This is a genomic window from Pseudomonas sp. Sample_20 (assembly GCF_004307585.1).
In the GTDB taxonomy this organism is placed as follows: Bacteria; Pseudomonadota; Gammaproteobacteria; order Pseudomonadales; family Pseudomonadaceae; genus Aquipseudomonas; species Aquipseudomonas atacamensis.
Genome location: NZ_RCOA01000033.1, coordinates 1 through 15,759, shown reverse-complemented (window position 1 = coordinate 15,759; position 15,759 = coordinate 1). Strand labels below are relative to the sequence as shown.

The following is a 15,759-nucleotide window of genomic DNA, read 5'->3' as shown; positions in this document are numbered from 1 at the left end:
ACATGCAACTGATCTGGCTGCGCAGCGACTTGCGCCAACATGACAACACTGCCCTCGCGGCCGCCGCAGCGCGCGGCCCGACCGTGGCGGCGTATCTGTTGAGTCCGCAGCAATGGCTGGAGCACGACGATGCGCCGTGCAAAGTGGATTTCTGGCTGCGCAACCTGGGCGAACTGAGCCAGAGCCTCGGCGCGCTGAACATCCCGTTGTTGATTCGCAGCGCACCGCACTGGGATCAGGCACCGGCAGAACTGCTCAAGCTGTGCCGGCAATTGAAGATCGAAGTGGTGCACGTCAACGAGGAATACGGCGTCCACGAAAGCCGCCGCGATGAAGCCGTGGCCGAAACGTTGCGAGCCGAGGGCATCGAATTTCACAGCTATCTGGATCAGTTGCTGTTCAAACCCGGCACGATCCTGACCAAGACCGGCACCTATTTCCAGGTATTCAGTCAGTTCCGCAAGGTCTGCTACGAACGCCTGCACCGCTCGATGCCTGCACTTGTAAAGGCACCGGGCAAACAGGCCGCGCTGGATATCGAAAGTGACGCAATTCCCGAGGCGGTCAAAGGCTTCGCCACACCGAGTGAATCCCTGCGCGCCTTGTGGCCGGCCGGCGAGCAAGAGGCGCGGCGCCGCCTCGACACCTTCACCGATGCACAGATCGACTACTACCGCAGCGAACGCGACTTCCCGGCCAAACCCGGCACCAGCCAATTGTCGGCGTATCTTGCCGCGGGCGTGATCTCGCCACGCCAGTGCCTGCACGCTGCACTGCAAAGCAATCAGGGCGAGTTCGAAAGCGGCAAGGTCGGCGCAGTGACCTGGATCAACGAGCTGCTGTGGCGCGAGTTCTATAAACACATTCTGGTCGGCTATCCACGCGTCTCCCGGCATCGCGCCTTCCGCCCGGAAACCGAGGCGCTGGCCTGGCGCGATGCGCCGGAAGAACTCAAGGCCTGGCAGGAGGCTCGGACTGGACTGCCGATCATCGACGCGGCGATGCGCCAATTGCTCGAAACCGGCTGGATGCACAATCGCCTGCGCATGGTCGTGGCGATGTTCCTGACCAAAAACCTATTGATCGACTGGCGCGAGGGCGAACGCTTTTTCATGCGCCACCTGATCGACGGCGATCTGGCGGCCAACAACGGTGGCTGGCAATGGAGCTCGTCGACCGGCACCGACTCGGCACCGTACTTCCGTATCTTCAACCCGTTGAGCCAGTCGGAAAAATTCGATGCCGAAGGCGTGTTCATCAAGCACTGGTTGCCGGAACTGGCCGGGCTCAACAAGAAGGAAGTGCACAATCCGGCGGCAGCCGGAGGACTGTTCGGCGTGGCCGATTATCCGGCGCCGATCGTTAACCTCAGCACTTCACGCGAGCGTGCGCTGACAGCGTTCAAGAACCTGCCGTCGCGCCAGCCTGTGGGCGGCAGCGATGAGTGAATTCCTGCGCAGCTTCGCCCGCGAGTTTTCCGGGTTGAACAAGGACAACCTGCATCGCCTCGGCGAGCTGTACAGCGACGACATTCATTTCACCGATCCGCTGCACGAAGTTCAGGGCCTGGCACAACTGCGGGATTACTTCAGTGAGCTGTACGCCAACGTCAGCGATCTGCGTTTCGATTTTCACGGCTTTGACCAGATCCGCGAAGGTGAGGGTTACCTGCGCTGGGTCATGAGTTATCGCCATCCGCGTCTGGCCAAGGGCCGGGAAATCAGAGTCGGTGGCTGTTCGCACCTGCTCTGGCGCGACAAGGTTTATCGCCATCGGGATTATTTCGATGCCGGGGCGCTGCTGTATGAACACTTGCCAATATTGGGCCGGGCGATTGCCTGGCTGAAAAGGAGAATGGGATGAGTCGTACACCTCCACGGCGGTATTGGTTGACCGGCGCCAGCAGTGGCATCGGCGCAGCATTGTGTGAGGACATTCTGAAAAGCGGCGCGCACCTGGCGGTCAGCTCGCGCTCTGCCGCGCCGCTAAAAGTCTTGTCTCAGCGTTATCCGGGCCAGGTGCTGGTGGTGCCCGGCGATCTGACCAACAGTCAGACCGTGCGCGAAATCGGTGAGCAGATCGCCGAGGCCTGGGGTTCGCTGGACAGCGTGATTCTCAACGCCGGCACCTGTGAATATGTCGACGCGCGCCAGTTCGATTCGTCGATCATCGAGCACGTGGTACGCACCAATCTGCTCGCCAGCAGCTATTGCATCGAAGCCGCCCTGCCGCTGTTGCGCAAAGGCACCGCGCCGCATCTGGTCGGCATGGCCAGCTCGGTGACTTACCTGCCGCTGCCACGGGCCGAAGCCTACGGCGCATCGAAGGCCGGGCTGCGTTACCTGTTCGAATCGCTGCGCATCGATCTGGCGGATGAAGGCATTGAAGTCACCATCATCAGCCCGGGCTTTGTCGAAACGCCGCTGACCGAGAGGAACGATTTCCCGATGCCGCTGAGCTGGCCCGCGGATAAAGCGGCGCGGCACATCTTCGCCAAACTCAAGGACCGTCCGCTGGAAATTGCCTTCCCGGGGCTGTTCATGGCCGCGCTGTGGCCGCTATCGAAACTGCCCGCCCGCGCGCAATTGGCGATCGGCAAACGCATGGTGCGCAAGAACCCACCGCAGCGGGACCCGATATGAAAATCGCCGTAATTGGCAGCGGTATCGCCGGGCTCACCTGTGCCTACCTGCTGAACCGCCGCCACGACATCACCGTGTTCGAAGCGAGTGACTGGGTCGGCGGCCATACCCACACCGTACCGGTCAGCGTGGCCGGGCAATCGTTCGCCATCGATACCGGTTTCATCGTGTTCAACGACTGGACCTACCCGAACTTCATTCGCTTGCTCAACCAGCTCGGCGTGGCGTTCAAGCCGACCGAAATGAGCTTTTCGGTAACCGACCCGGACACTGGCGTGGAGTACAACGGCAACAATCTCAACAGCCTGTTCGCCCAGCGCAGCAATCTGTTGTCGCCGGGGTTCTGGGGCATGCTGCGCGACATTCTGCGCTTCAACAAAGAAGCCCAGCGCGACCTGATCGAACTGCGCATCGCCGCCGACACCACCCTCGATGATTACCTCAAGGCCGGCGGCTACGGCGAGCGCTTCATCCTGCACTACATCGTGCCGATGGGCGCGGCGATCTGGTCGATGCCGATGGCGGAAATGCTCAATTTCCCGCTGCAATTCTTCCTGCGCTTCTTCAAGAATCATGGCCTGCTCTCAGTCAGCGATCGTCCGCAGTGGCAGGTCATTGAAGGCGGTTCCAGTGCTTATGTGGCGCCACTGACCGCTTCGTTCAGCGACAGGATCCGCCTGAACTGCCCAGTCAAGCGCGTCGAGCGCAACCAGCACGGCGTAGTTATCCACAGCCCGGCCGGCCTCGAACATTTCGACAAAGTGGTGTTCGCCTGTCATAGCGATCAGGCGCTGAACCTGCTGGCCAACCCGAGCGACGCCGAGCGCTCGATTCTCGGCGCCCTGCTCTACGCCGATAACGATGTCGTGCTGCACACCGACACGCGCCTGCTGCCAACGCGCAAACTGGCCTGGGCCAGCTGGAACTATCGCCTTGGCGGCGCCGGCCATACGCGCGCGGCGGTCACCTACAACATGAACATTCTGCAGGGCATCGAAAGCGACACTACGTTCTGCGTCAGCCTCAACCAGACTGCCGGCATCAGCCCGGATAAAGTGCTGGCCCGCTATACCTACGCCCACCCGCAATACACCCTCGCCGCAGCGGCCGCGCAAAACCGTTGGGGCGAACTCGATGGCGAGCAGCACACACATTATTGCGGCGCCTACTGGGCCAACGGCTTTCATGAAGATGGCGTGGTCAGCGGGCTGCGCGTAGCCGCCGCGTTCGGTGAAACCCTGTGAACAGCGCTCTGTACAGCGGCGTCATCGGCCACCGACGTTTTGCGCCGCGCCGCCACGAATTCCGCTACCGCATCGGTTTGCTCTACCTCGACCTGAGCGAACAGGACGCCGTGCTGGCCTTGTCGCCACTGGCCGGGCGCAGCCGCTTTGCGCCGTTCTCGTTTCGCGAAACCGATTACCTGAAAGCCTTCACCGGCAAGGGCATGCGCCTGATCGACGCGGTGCGCCAGCAGGTCGGCGCAGCCATCGGTCATGAGCCGCAAGGCGCGGTATGCCTGCTGACCCAGCCGCGCAGTTGGGGCCTGTCGTTCAATCCGGTGAGTTTCTTCTATTGCCATGAAGCCGACGGGCAACTCGCGGCGATCGTTTGTGAAGTAACCAACACGCCGTGGCGCGAGCGTTATCACTATGTGCTGCCGGCGCAGACGCCGACCAGCCTGGTGGATTTCCATCAGCATTTCGCTGTGGCCAAGGCGTTTCACGTCTCGCCGTTTCTGCCCCGCGACCTCGAATACCGCATGAGCTTCAGCCCGGCCGCGCAAAGCCTGGGTGTGCACATGGCCGATTGGCAGGGCAGCGAGAAACTGTTCGACGCCACACTGAATCTGCGCCGCGAACCGCTCGATCGTCGCAGCCTGCATCGCTATCTGCGGCGCTTTCCGTGGATGACCGCAAAAACCGCTCTGGCGATTTATTGGCAAGCACTGCGACTGCTGCTCAAGCGCGCGCCGATCTTCCCTCACCAGGCTGCCGACGGCAGCTTTAAAACCGCCACTGTGCCTCCGAAGGAGCCGCACCATGAAATCCTCTAGCCTGCCGCTCGGTCGCTTCAGCACCAACGGTTTGACCGGCTCGCTGCTGCGCCGTGGCGTGTTGCGCCAATTGGCCCAGCTCAAACACGGACAATTGATGGTCGTCGAGGATGGCGAACAAATGCTTTTCGGCACCCCGGGCAGTGCTCTGCTCGGCGAAGTCCATGTACTCGACCCGGCCCTGTGGGGCATGGTCGCCAGCAGCGGCTCGATCGGCGCCGGCGAAGCATTCATCCACGGCTATTGGAGTTCGCCGGACCTGACTGCTGTGGTGCGCGTATTCGTCAGCAATCTCGATGTACTCGACGCCATGGAAGGTGGCCTGGCGCGTCTGGGCCGGCCCTTCGTGCAAGGGCTGCACTGGCTCAACCGCAACACGCGCAAGGGATCGCAGAAAAACATCGCCGCGCACTACGACCTCGGCAATGAACTGTTCGAACAGTTTCTCGACCCGACCATGATGTATTCCGCCGCCCAGTTCCTTTCGCCGAGCGACACCCTGGAACAGGCGCAACTGAACAAACTCGAGCGCATCTGCCAGAAACTCGCGCTCAAACCCAGCGACCACCTGCTGGAAATCGGCACCGGTTGGGGCAGCATGGCCCTGTACGCAGCGCAGCATTACGGTTGCCGCGTGACCACTACGACGCTGTCGAAAGAGCAGTTCGCGTTCACTGCCAAGCGCATCGAACAACTGGGCTTGCAGGATCGCGTCACCCTGCTGCTCAAGGACTACCGCGACCTCAGCGGCGAGTACGACAAACTGGTGTCGATCGAGATGATCGAAGCGGTCGGCCATCGGTTCCTGCCCACCTACTTCAAGCAATGCGCGCACTTGCTCAAGAGCAACGGCCTGATGCTGCTCCAGGCGATCACCATTCGCGAGCAACGCTACGAACAGGCCAAACGCAGCGTCGACTTTATCCAGCGCTACATCTTCCCCGGCGGCGCCCTGCCATCGGTGCACAAGATGCTCGATGTGGTCAGCCGCGAAACCGACATGAACCTGCTGCACATGGAGGATTTCGGCCTGCATTACGCCAAGACCCTGCGCCTGTGGCACGAGAACTTTCGTCTCGCCCATGGTCGCCTGAGCGAACTGGGCTACGACGATTATTTCCTGCGCCTGTGGGAGTTCTATCTGTGCTACTGCGAGGGCGGATTCCTCGAACGCACCATCGGCACCGCGCAATTGCTGCTGGCCAAACCGGCGGCGATGACCGCTCCCCTGCTCGGGCGCTTCGATGCGTGAGCGAATCGCCAATGCCGTGCTGTTTCAGCTCGGCTGGCTGGCCTGCGTGCTCGGCGGCAACAGTTTATGGCTGTTGCTGGCGCTGGCGGCACTGGTGATTCATCTGCGCTGGATCAGCAGTTGGGCGGCGGAAGGTCGTTTGATTCTGTGCGTGGTGATTGTCGGCACGGCGGTGGACAGCGTCTTGCGTTACCTCGACGTGTTCCGCTTTGCAGACGCCTCACCGCTGATTCCACTGTGGCTGATGCTGCTCTGGGCGCTGCTCGCCACCACGTTGCGCCACTGCCTGGCCTGGAGCGCGCGACCCTGGTGGCTGGCCAGCGGACTTGGCGCGGTGGGCGGCGCATTGTCGTACTACGGCGGCGGACGGCTGGCCGGCGTGCAATTTCCCTATGGCGATATCCCCACGCTGATCTTGATCGGGCTGCTCTGGGCCGCGCTGTTTCCGTTGTTGCACTTGATGGCGCGGCGTCTGGCGCCGTGAGCGTCCGTCAGCGCTTTCACACCCACGGCGATCACTGCCTTACACTGCCACGATGAAAACCATCCCCCACACCCAAATCGCCGAACCGGCGGTCACCTGCTCGACCTGCGCCGCGTGCTGCTGCCAGCTCGAAGTGATGTTGATCACCGACACCGGCGTGCCTGATCGCTTTATCGATACCGATGAATGGGGCGGTGAAGTGATGCTGCGTCTGGACGACGGCTGGTGCGCGGCACTGGATCGCGACAGCATGATGTGCACGATCTATGAACGACGCCCGCTGATTTGCCGCGAGTTTGAAATGGGCGCGCCGGAGTGCATCGAAGAGCGCCGGGGTATTGCGACAGCCTACCGCTGATTTCTTTGACAACGCAGAAACAACTGTGGGAACGAGCCTGCTTGCGAAGGCGGTGTGTCAGCCACCATTTGAATTGACTGACACTCAGCTTTCGCAAGCAGGCTCGCTCCCACGTCGGTTCCGCGTAGCGGCGTGTTACAGCGGCATTGTGTAATGCAGCGCGTAGCTTTCTACACCATCGTTGTCGCTGGAAAGGCCGGCGTTGGAGTAGTGCGTGGCGCGGATGCCGACTTCGTGGCCGCCGTTGAAGCGCAGGCCGACACCGATGCGGTCTTCGAACTGGAAGGACCCGCCCAGCTTGTTGCTCTCATATTCGGTGTTGGAGAAGAACGCCGCGCCGATACCCGCTTCCACGTACGGTTTGACCGACTGACCGGCAAACTCGTAAACGAATACAGGCGAGAACGACAGGCTGTTGTTGCTGGAAGTCTTGTCACCTTCCCAATACGTGTAGGCACCGCTCCAGTAGCCGGTCAGGCGACCAACGTCGCTCTGCAGCCAGCTCTTGTCCCAGTCGAAATTCATGCCTAAGCGATACGTCATTGTCGAATCGCTGGTACCGCCGACGGCGAATTCAACGCCAGCGGCTTGTGCAGAAATGCTTTGCCCCATCAGTGCGGCCGCAATCGCGGCCAAGCAGAATAGTCGCTTCACTTTGAAACTTCCTTTTCCGGAACGATCGTTTGGTTTTTAGTTGCTGCTGTCGCTATAGAAATCCGCGCTTGGTCAGAAGTTCAGCGTTTTTTTAGTTATTTCACATTTTTTTTACAAGTCGAAGTTTTGCACATTCGACGCAGTTTGGCCCAGCAACGGTAGGATTTTTCTGAGGGATTGCGGATCGCCGCTGGTCCAGAACTTCACCGGCTGGCTCGGACGTTGCGCCAGCAGATCACGCTCGGCGAGCAAGCGCTGCAACTGCCGGGCCACGGCAGCTCCGGTATCGATCAGGCTGACATCGTCGGCGATCATCGACCTGAGTAACGGCTTGAGGAAGGGATAATGGGTGCAGCCAAGAATGATCGTGTCGCAGTTTTGCGCCAGCAATGGAGCGACGTAACCTTGCAATAAAGTGCGTAATTCGGCGCTGTGCAGATCACCCGTTTCGATCAGTTCGACCAGTCCCGGACAGGGCTGGGTGATGACTTTTATGTCAGCCGCGAAACGATCCAGCAACGCGGCAAACTTTGCGCTCTGCAACGTGCCGGTCGTGGCCAGGACGCCAACCACGCCGCTTCGCGTGGCCGCTGCGGCCGGTTTGACCGCCGGTTCCATGCCGACAATCGGCCAGTCGGGGAAATCACGACGCAAGTCGGCAACACCGGCCACGGTCGCGGTATTGCACGCCAGCACCAAAGCCTTGGCACCCTGCTGGCGAAAAAATCCTGCCATCGCACTGCAACGCCGGCGGATGAATTCCGGGGTTTTCTCGCCGTAAGGAATGTGCCCGCAATCGGCGACATAAAGCAGCGACTCGTTAGGCAGCAAGCGCTGGATTTCGCCGAGGACCGACAAGCCGCCGACCCCGGAATCGAACACGCCGATCGGCGCTTCACGCATGGCGGGCGCCACAGACGCTGCAGCCCGGATCGCGCTTGACCCGCAGCTCACGGAAGCGCGAACCCAGAGCGTCGATCAGCAACAACCGCCCCACCAAGGGTTCGCCAAAGCCGACCAGTACTTTCAACGCTTCCAGCGCCTGCAAGCTGCCGACCAGACCGACCAATGGCCCGACCACGCCGGCCTCGCTGCAGGTCAGTTCGGCTTCGCTGCCGTGTCCGTACAGGCAGTGGTAGCAAGGGCTTTCGGCACGCCGTGGATCGAACACCGACAACTGCCCTTCCAGACGAATTGCCGCACCGCTGACCAAGGGCTTGCGCGCGGCAACACAGGCGGCGTTGACTGCCTCACGGGTAGAGAAGTTGTCCGAGCAATCGAGGACCAGATCCACCGCCGCCACCGCTGCGGCGAGGGAATCGGCGTCCAGCGCCTGGCGATGGGCGACCAGTTGAATCTCGGGATTGATCGCGCCCAGGCGCTTGAGCGCCGAGTCGACCTTGGACATGCCGACACTGTCGGTGTCGTGAATGATCTGCCGTTGCAGGTTGGTCAGATCGACCGTGTCGAAATCCGCCAGATGCAACTCGCCGACGCCCGCTGCCGCCAGATACAACGCCACCGGCGCGCCGAGACCGCCAAGGCCGACGATCAGCACGCGGCTGGCCTTGAGCTTCAGCTGCCCGTCGATGTCGATGTGTTGCAGCAGAATCTGCCGGCTGTAGCGCAGCAACTCCTGATCATTCAGCACGGCAGGCGCCCCAGACTGATGCGTTGATGGCCGCCCAGATCGGTGCGGCTGTGGACTTCTTCAAAGCCACGAGTGAGCAGCAGATCACGCACAGCTTCGGCCTGATCATAGCCGTGTTCGAGCATCAGCCAGCCCCCGGCTTCAAGATGATCCGGCGCCTGCGCAACAATCAGGCGCAGATCATCGAGACCATCTTCACCGGCGACCAGCGCACTGGCCGGTTCGAAGCGTACATCGCCCTCGACCAGATGCGGATCGGTGGCGGCAATGTACGGCGGGTTGCTGATGATCAGTTGAAAGCGCTGGCCCTCAAGGGCGCTGAACCAATGGCTGCTCAGCACCGTAGCGTTGTTCAGGTGCAGACGCTGGCGATTGCGTTCGGCCAGGGCCACGGCTTCGAGCACGCGATCCACAGCGGTGACCTTCCACGCCGGGCGCTCGCTGGCCAAGGCCAAAGCAATCGCGCCACTGCCGGTGCCCAAGTCGAGGACCTTGGCCGGGGTTACCGGCAGCAACTCAAGGGCTGCCTCCACCAGCAGTTCAGTGTCCGGGCGCGGAATCAGCGTGTGCGGCGCGACTTCCAGATCGAGTTTCCAGAAGCCCTGCTGGCCGAGAATGTAGGCCACCGGTTCACCGCTACGCCGCCGTTGCAAATATTCGGCAAAGGTCAGCGCAGCCTCGCTCGGCACGATGCGCTCGGGCCAGGTGTGCAGGAAGCTGCGCGACTTGCCCAATGCGGCGGCCAGGAGCAATTCAGCGTCCAGACGCGCAGTCGGCGAGTCCGGCAACTCGGCAGCGCGCAACAGGCTGGCGATGATGGTCATTTATTCACCTATCGCTGCGAGTTGGTCAGCCTGATATTCAGCCAGCAATGGCTCGATCACGGCTTCAACGCCACCGGCGAGAATTTCATCCAGGGAATACAGGGTCAGGTTGACGCGATGGTCGGTGACCCGGCCCTGGGCGTAGTTGTAGGTGCGGATGCGCTCGGAACGATCGCCGGAACCGACCAGCAACTTGCGCTCACTGGCAATCGCGTTGGCTGCCGCTGCGTTCTGCTGATCGTTGAGTTTCGCCGACAGCCACGCCATCGCCCGGGCACGGTTCTTGTGCTGGGAACGCTCTTCCTGACACTCGACGACGGTGCCGGTCGGGATGTGGGTAATGCGGATCGCCGAATCGGTGGTGTTGACGTGCTGACCACCGGCGCCAGAGGAACGGTAAGTATCGACGCGCAGATCCGCCGGGTTGATCTCGATGGCTTCGCGCTCGTCCGGCTCGGGCAATACCGCCACGGTGCAGGCCGACGTGTGGATCCGGCCCTGGGATTCGGTGGCGGGTACGCGCTGGACGCGGTGTGCGCCGGACTCGAATTTCAGCTTGCCGTAAACGTTGTCGCCTTCAATGCGCGCAATGACTTCTTTATAGCCACCGTGTTCGCCTTCGTTTTCCGAGAGGATCTCGACGCGCCAGCCACGCCGCTCGGCATAACGCGAGTACATGCGGAACAAGTCGCCGGAGAAGATCGCCGCCTCGTCGCCACCGGTGCCGGCGCGAATTTCGAGGAAGACGTTGCGCCCGTCATTCGGATCTTTAGGCAGCAGCATGCGCTGCAGATCGGATTCCAGCGTGACCAGCAACTCCTTGGCTTCGCGAACTTCTTCCACGGCCATTTCGCGCATGTCCGGGTCGTTGTCCTTGAGCAGCGCCTGCGCGCCTTCAAGATCGCTTTGGACGCCGAGCAGCTTTTTATAGGCGGCCACTACCGGCTCGAGTTCGGCGTACTCCTTGGAATAGGCGCGGAACCTGGCCTGATCGGCAATGACTTCACCGTCGCCGAGCAGCGCGGTCAGTTCCTCGAAACGGTCCTGGAGAATGTCCAGCTTGTTGAGCAGTGACGCTTTCATTGCGGTTTTTTATCCGAAAAACTATCCGGTGAGCCCTCAAGGGCAAAGAGTTCCTGGGCCATGGCCAGCGCATCGAGGCGGCCTTCGGCAGACAGCTTTTTCAACTGCACGCTGGGCGCATGCAAGAGTTTGTTGGTCAGGCCACGGGCCAGTTGCCCGAGCACGTCTTCGGCGTTGCCGCCGTTGGCCAGCAGACGCAGGGCCTTCTGCAATTCTTCGTCTCGCAGGCGTTCGCTCTGTTGACGATACGCCTTGAGCACATCGACTGCCGCCAGTTCGCGCAGGCGCACCATGAAATCGTCGGCGCCGACCGAGACCATTTCCTCCGCCGCTTGTGCAGCGCCCTGACGGCTCTTGAGGTTCTCGGCGACCACTTCGTGGAGATCGTCGACGCTATAAAGATAAACGTCGTCCAACTCGCCGACTTCCGGCTCGATATCGCGCGGTACGGCAATGTCGACCATGAAGATCGGCTTGTGCTTGCGCAGCTTCAGCGCACTTTCCACCGCACCCTTGCCAAGAATCGGTAACTGGCTGGCGGTCGAACTGATGACGATATCGCTGCGCACCAGCTCCGCCGGAATGTCCGAGAGCAGTACCGCGTGAGCGCCGAATTGCTCGGCCAACTGACTGGCGCGCTCCAGCGTGCGGTTGGCGACGACAATGCGCTTGACCCCCAGCTCATGCAAATGGCGCGCGACCAGCGTAATCGTCTCGCCGGCACCGATCAGCAGCGCCTGGCTGCGTTGCAGATCGCTGAAAATCTGTTTCGCCAGGCTCACCGCAGCAAACGCCACCGACACCGGGTTCTCGCCGATCGCGGTATCGGTACGCACTTGCTTGGCGGCATTGAACGTCGCCTGAAACAGCCGCCCCAGCAGCGGACCGATGGTGCCGGCCTCGCGGGCCACGGCGTAGGCCGATTTCATCTGACCGAGAATCTGCGGTTCGCCCAACACCAGCGAATCGAGCCCGGAGGCGACGCGCATCATGTGACGAACAGCCGCATCGTCTTCATGCACATAGGCACTGGCGCGCAGTTCGTCGAGGCTCAGATGGTGATAATCGGCCAGCCAGCGCAGCACGACATCGGCCGACAGCTGATCCTGTTCTATATAAAGCTCACTGCGATTGCAGGTGGAGAGGATCGCGGCTTCGCGGCTGTCGGTCAGTCGGCAGAGCTGCTGCAAGGCCTCCACCAGCTGCTCAGGGGTAAAGGCCACGCGCTCGCGGACGTCTACTGAAGCAGTCTTGTGGTTAATACCGAGTGCAAGGAAGGCCATTCAAGGTCGCTGGTGGTGACGTGAAGCCGGCAATTGTCCTACTTCGAAAGATTCAGAACAACTACCGCTGACTATTGTCCCAATCGTCAGCCCCTATAATGGCCACAATTGAGTCTCGGTTATGTTTGGCCGAAGGCTTGTGTCATGATGATCCGACCGCAGGTTAGTCGTCCTCTTCCTATATGAATAGATCTTCCGCGTTGCTCCTCGCTTTTGTCTTCCTCAGCGGCTGCCAGGCCATGGCGCCCGTTGCGCCGGACGGCACCCCGCCGGTCGAAGACACCACGCCCGCACCTGAAAAGCCCAAGGTTTACGGCTCATTCAGCGAGGAAACCGTGTTCAGTCTGCTGAGCGCCGAACTCGCCGGCCAGCGCAATCGTTTCGACATTGCCCTGGACAATTACGTGACCCAGGCCATCAACACCCAGGATCCGGGTGTCTCCGAGCGGGCTTTCCGCATCGCCGAATATCTGGGCGCCGATCAACCGGCCCTCGACACCGCGCTGATCTGGGCCCGCAATGCCCCGGACGATCTCGAAGCGCAACGCGCCGCCGCCGTGCAGCTGGCCCGCGCCGGGCGCTACGACGACTCCATGGTCTACATGGAGAAAGTCCTGCAGGGCAAGGGCGACACCCATTTCGATTTCCTTGCGTTGTCGGCGGCCGACACCGATCAGGAAACCCGCAACGGTCTGATGAAAAGCTTCGACCGTTTGCTTGAGCGCCACCCGAACAACAATCAGCTGATTTTCGGCAAGGCCCTGCTGTTGCAGCAGGACGGCGACAATCAAGGTGCGCTTACTCTGCTTGAAGACAATCCGCCGGAAGACGGCGAAATCGCACCGATCCTGCTGCGTGCGCGCCTGCTTCAGTTGCTCAACCGTGGCGACGAAGCGCTGCCGCTGTTACAGAAAAGCATCAGAAAATACCCGGAAGACAAGCGCCTGCGCCTGACTTACGCGCGCATGCTCGTCGAACAGGACCGCATGGACGACGCCAAGGCCGAATTCTCCACCCTCGTTCAGCAATACCCGGAAGACGATGAACTGCGTTATTCGCTGGCGCTGGTGTGCCTGGAAGCCAAGGCGTGGGATGAGGCCAAAGGTTATCTGGAAGACCTGATCGCTCGCGAAAGCCACGTCGATTCAGCGCATCTGAATCTCGGCCGGATTGCCGAAGAGCGCAACGACCCGCAAGGCGCGCTCATCGAGTATGCCCAGGTCGGCCCGGGCAATGACTATCTGCCGGCACAGCTGCGTCAGGCCGATATCCTGATGAGCAACGGCAAAACCGCCGAAGCGCAGAGCAAACTGGCGGCCGAGCGTGACGAGCAGCCCGACTACGCGATCCAGCTGTATCTGATCGAATCGGAAACCCTGTCGGCCAATAAACAGGACGACAAGGCCTGGAAGGTTCTGCAACAAGCGCTGCAGAAATACCCGGACGATCTCAATCTGCTTTACACCCGCGCCATGCTCGCGGAGAAACGCAATGATCTGGCGCAGATGGAGAAAGACCTGCGCCTGATCATCAAGCGCGACCCGGACAACGCCATGGCGCTCAATGCACTGGGCTACACCTTGTCCGATCGCACCACCCGCTACGCTGAAGCGAAAACGCTGATCGAGCAGGCGCACCAGATCAATCCGGAAGACCCGGCGGTACTCGACAGCCTCGGCTGGGTAAACTATCGCCTGGGCAATCTGGACGACGCGGAGAAATACCTGCGCCAGGCGCTCGAGCGTTTCCCTGACCACGAAGTCGCCGCGCACCTTGGCGAAGTCCTCTGGGCCAAGGGCAATCAACGCGAAGCCAAACAAGTGTGGGGCAAGTTCCTCAAGGATCAGCCCGACAGCACCATTCTGCGCAGCACCATCAAGCGCCTGACCGGATCCGAGAATCTTTAAACCATGCTTTTGCGCCACGTTATTGTTTTCAGCTTCATCGCCCTGCTCGCCGGCTGCTCGGGTTTCGGCACTCGCGAATCGGTCGAGGGCCACGGCAGCCCGGCACAGTGGGCGGCAAACAAACAGCAACTGACCGGCCTTGATGGCTGGCAGATCGACGGCAAGATCGGCATCCGCGCGCCGCAGGATTCCGGCAGCGGCACGCTGTTCTGGCTGCAACGTCAGGATTATTACGACATTCGCCTGTCCGGCCCGCTGGGTCGTGGTGCGGCACGGCTGACGGGGCGTCCGGGCAAAGTATCACTGGAAGTCGCTAACCAGGGCCGCTACGAATCGCAATCTCCTGAAGCCTTGCTCGAAGAGCAACTGGGCTGGAAATTGCCGGTGTCGAATCTGGCCTGGTGGGTTCGTGGCCTGCCCGCTCCGGAAAGCAAGAGTCGCTTGAACCTGGACGCCGACAGTCGTCTGGCCAGCCTTGAGCAGGACGGCTGGAAAGTCGAATACACCGCCTACACCGAACAGAATGGTTACTGGCTGCCCGAGCGCATCAAGCTGCACGGCACCGACCTTGACGTAACGCTGGTGATCAAGACCTGGCAACCGCGCAAGTTGGGGCAATAAAGCATGACCGCTGCACGCCTGACCCTGCCCTCGCCGGCCAAACTCAACTTGATGCTGCACATTCTCGGTCGCCGTGAAGACGGTTATCACGAATTGCAGACGCTGTTTCAGTTCCTCGATTACGGCGATGAAATCACTTTCGCCGTGCGCGATGACGGCGTGATTCAACTGCACACCGAGTTCGCCGGCGTGCCCCACGACAGCAACCTGATCGTGCGCGCGGCGAAAATGTTGCAGCAACAATCCGGCTGCGCGCTCGGCATCGACATCTGGATCGACAAAGTCCTGCCCATGGGCGGCGGCATCGGTGGCGGCAGTTCGAATGCGGCGACGACCCTGCTCGGGCTCAACCATTTGTGGCAACTGGGCTGGGATGAAGATCGCCTGGCGGAACTGGGCCTGTCACTCGGTGCCGACGTACCGGTGTTCGTCCGTGGCCATGCGGCATTTGCCGAGGGCGTTGGCGAGAAACTGACCCCGGTCGACCCCGAAGAACCGTGGTATCTGGTGCTCGTGCCGCAAGTCGCTGTTAGTACGGCAGAAATTTTTTCCGATCCTTTGTTGACACGTAACACACCGCCCATTAAAGTGCGCCCCGTTCCCGAGGGAAACAGTCGAAATGACTGCTTGCCGGTGGTAGCAAGGCGTTATCCAGAGGTACGTAACGCATTGGATTTGTTAGGTAAATTTACCGAAGCAAAGCTCACCGGAACTGGAAGTTGTGTGTTTGGGGGCTTCCCAAGCAAAGCTGAAGCTGATAAAGTCTCGGCCCTTCTGACAGAGACCCTTACAGGGTTTGTAGCGAAAGGAAGCAACGTTTCGATGTTGCATCGCAAGCTGCAAAGTCTGCTCTAAAGGAATCAAGTGCCCGGCACTTGAAAGCAACAGATACAGGGGCGTCGCCAAGCGGTAAGGCAGCAGGTTTTGATCCTGCCATGCGTTGG

The 15,759-nt window shown here is 60.9% G+C and carries 17 protein-coding genes; 11 read left to right on the top strand and 6 right to left on the bottom strand.

Annotation, left to right across the window (positions count from 1 at the left end):
- Positions 1-2 precede the first annotated feature (2 nt).
- From phrB to D8U70_RS08205, 8 genes are read left to right on the top strand one after another with little or no spacing between them, the layout of a single operon-like run.
- A complete protein-coding gene (gene phrB / locus D8U70_RS08240) occupies positions 3-1,448 on the top strand; it encodes a deoxyribodipyrimidine photo-lyase (protein ID WP_130928624.1) in 1,446 nt (481 codons plus the stop codon).
- On the top strand, positions 1,441-1,863 hold the full coding sequence (locus D8U70_RS08235) for a nuclear transport factor 2 family protein (RefSeq protein ID WP_122747838.1): 423 nt from the start codon (positions 1,441-1,443) through the stop codon (positions 1,861-1,863). Before phrB ends, D8U70_RS08235 begins: the two co-directional genes overlap by 8 nt.
- Positions 1,860-2,642: an SDR family NAD(P)-dependent oxidoreductase gene (locus D8U70_RS08230; protein ID WP_016773219.1), complete on the top strand. Its 783-nt coding sequence runs from the start codon at positions 1,860-1,862 to the stop codon at positions 2,640-2,642. The genes D8U70_RS08235 and D8U70_RS08230 overlap by 4 nt, the downstream gene beginning before the upstream one ends.
- Positions 2,639-3,886: an FAD-dependent oxidoreductase gene (locus tag D8U70_RS08225; RefSeq protein ID WP_016773218.1), complete on the top strand. Its 1,248-nt coding sequence runs from the start codon at positions 2,639-2,641 to the stop codon at positions 3,884-3,886. The genes D8U70_RS08230 and D8U70_RS08225 overlap by 4 nt, the downstream gene beginning before the upstream one ends.
- On the top strand, positions 3,883-4,698 hold the full coding sequence (locus D8U70_RS08220) for a DUF1365 domain-containing protein (RefSeq protein ID WP_130928623.1): 816 nt from the start codon (positions 3,883-3,885) through the stop codon (positions 4,696-4,698). Before D8U70_RS08225 ends, D8U70_RS08220 begins: the two co-directional genes overlap by 4 nt.
- A complete protein-coding gene (locus D8U70_RS08215) occupies positions 4,685-5,950 on the top strand; it encodes a cyclopropane-fatty-acyl-phospholipid synthase family protein (protein WP_024014288.1) in 1,266 nt (421 codons plus the stop codon). The genes D8U70_RS08220 and D8U70_RS08215 overlap by 14 nt, the downstream gene beginning before the upstream one ends.
- Complete coding sequence (locus D8U70_RS08210; RefSeq protein ID WP_130928622.1) at positions 5,943-6,434, top strand: DUF2878 domain-containing protein; 492 nt, start codon at positions 5,943-5,945, stop codon at positions 6,432-6,434. The genes D8U70_RS08215 and D8U70_RS08210 overlap by 8 nt, the downstream gene beginning before the upstream one ends.
- A 52-nt stretch (positions 6,435-6,486) precedes the next feature.
- Positions 6,487-6,792 (top strand): YkgJ family cysteine cluster protein, encoded by a 306-nt coding sequence (locus tag D8U70_RS08205; RefSeq protein WP_024014290.1) that lies wholly within the window; start codon positions 6,487-6,489, stop codon positions 6,790-6,792.
- A 135-nt stretch (positions 6,793-6,927) separates the two neighbouring features.
- On the opposite strand, the gene D8U70_RS08200 is transcribed toward D8U70_RS08205, so the two are convergent.
- From D8U70_RS08200 to hemA, 6 genes are all read right to left on the bottom strand, one after another.
- Positions 6,928-7,446, bottom strand: coding sequence for an acyloxyacyl hydrolase (locus tag D8U70_RS08200; RefSeq protein ID WP_122507863.1), 519 nt, complete (start codon positions 7,444-7,446; stop codon positions 6,928-6,930).
- A 111-nt stretch (positions 7,447-7,557) separates the two neighbouring features.
- The gene (murI, locus tag D8U70_RS08195) at positions 7,558-8,349 is read right to left on the bottom strand and encodes a glutamate racemase (RefSeq protein ID WP_130928621.1); all 792 of its coding nucleotides are present in this window, start codon (positions 8,347-8,349) and stop codon (positions 7,558-7,560) included.
- Positions 8,342-9,097 (bottom strand): molybdopterin-synthase adenylyltransferase MoeB, encoded by a 756-nt coding sequence (locus D8U70_RS08190; protein WP_130900220.1) that lies wholly within the window; start codon positions 9,095-9,097, stop codon positions 8,342-8,344. Before D8U70_RS08190 ends, murI begins: the two co-directional genes overlap by 8 nt.
- Positions 9,091-9,921, bottom strand: coding sequence for a peptide chain release factor N(5)-glutamine methyltransferase (gene prmC, locus D8U70_RS08185; protein ID WP_130928620.1), 831 nt, complete (start codon positions 9,919-9,921; stop codon positions 9,091-9,093). Before prmC ends, D8U70_RS08190 begins: the two co-directional genes overlap by 7 nt.
- Entirely contained in the window at positions 9,922-11,004 is a 1,083-nt protein-coding gene (gene prfA, locus D8U70_RS08180) for a peptide chain release factor 1 (protein ID WP_130928619.1), read from the bottom strand. It abuts the gene before it with no gap.
- Entirely contained in the window at positions 11,001-12,287 is a 1,287-nt protein-coding gene (gene hemA / locus D8U70_RS08175; RefSeq protein ID WP_016773209.1) for a glutamyl-tRNA reductase, read from the bottom strand. Before hemA ends, prfA begins: the two co-directional genes overlap by 4 nt.
- Positions 12,288-12,469: 182 nt before the next feature.
- Between hemA and D8U70_RS08170 the strand changes: the two genes are divergently transcribed.
- The 3 genes from D8U70_RS08170 to ispE are packed head-to-tail and all read left to right on the top strand — an operon-like array spanning position 12,470 to position 15,670.
- Positions 12,470-14,194, top strand: a complete 1,725-nt coding sequence (locus D8U70_RS08170; RefSeq protein ID WP_130928618.1) for a tetratricopeptide repeat protein — start codon at positions 12,470-12,472, stop codon at positions 14,192-14,194.
- Positions 14,195-14,197: 3 nt separating this feature from the next.
- Positions 14,198-14,815, top strand: a complete 618-nt coding sequence (lolB, locus tag D8U70_RS08165; RefSeq protein ID WP_130928617.1) for a lipoprotein insertase outer membrane protein LolB — start codon at positions 14,198-14,200, stop codon at positions 14,813-14,815.
- A gap of 3 nt (positions 14,816-14,818) precedes the next feature.
- Positions 14,819-15,670 carry a 4-(cytidine 5'-diphospho)-2-C-methyl-D-erythritol kinase gene (gene ispE, locus D8U70_RS08160; protein WP_041480006.1) on the top strand — a complete coding sequence of 284 codons (852 nt, stop codon included), beginning with the start codon at positions 14,819-14,821 and terminating at the stop codon, positions 15,668-15,670.
- Positions 15,671-15,759: the final 89 nt, after the last annotated feature.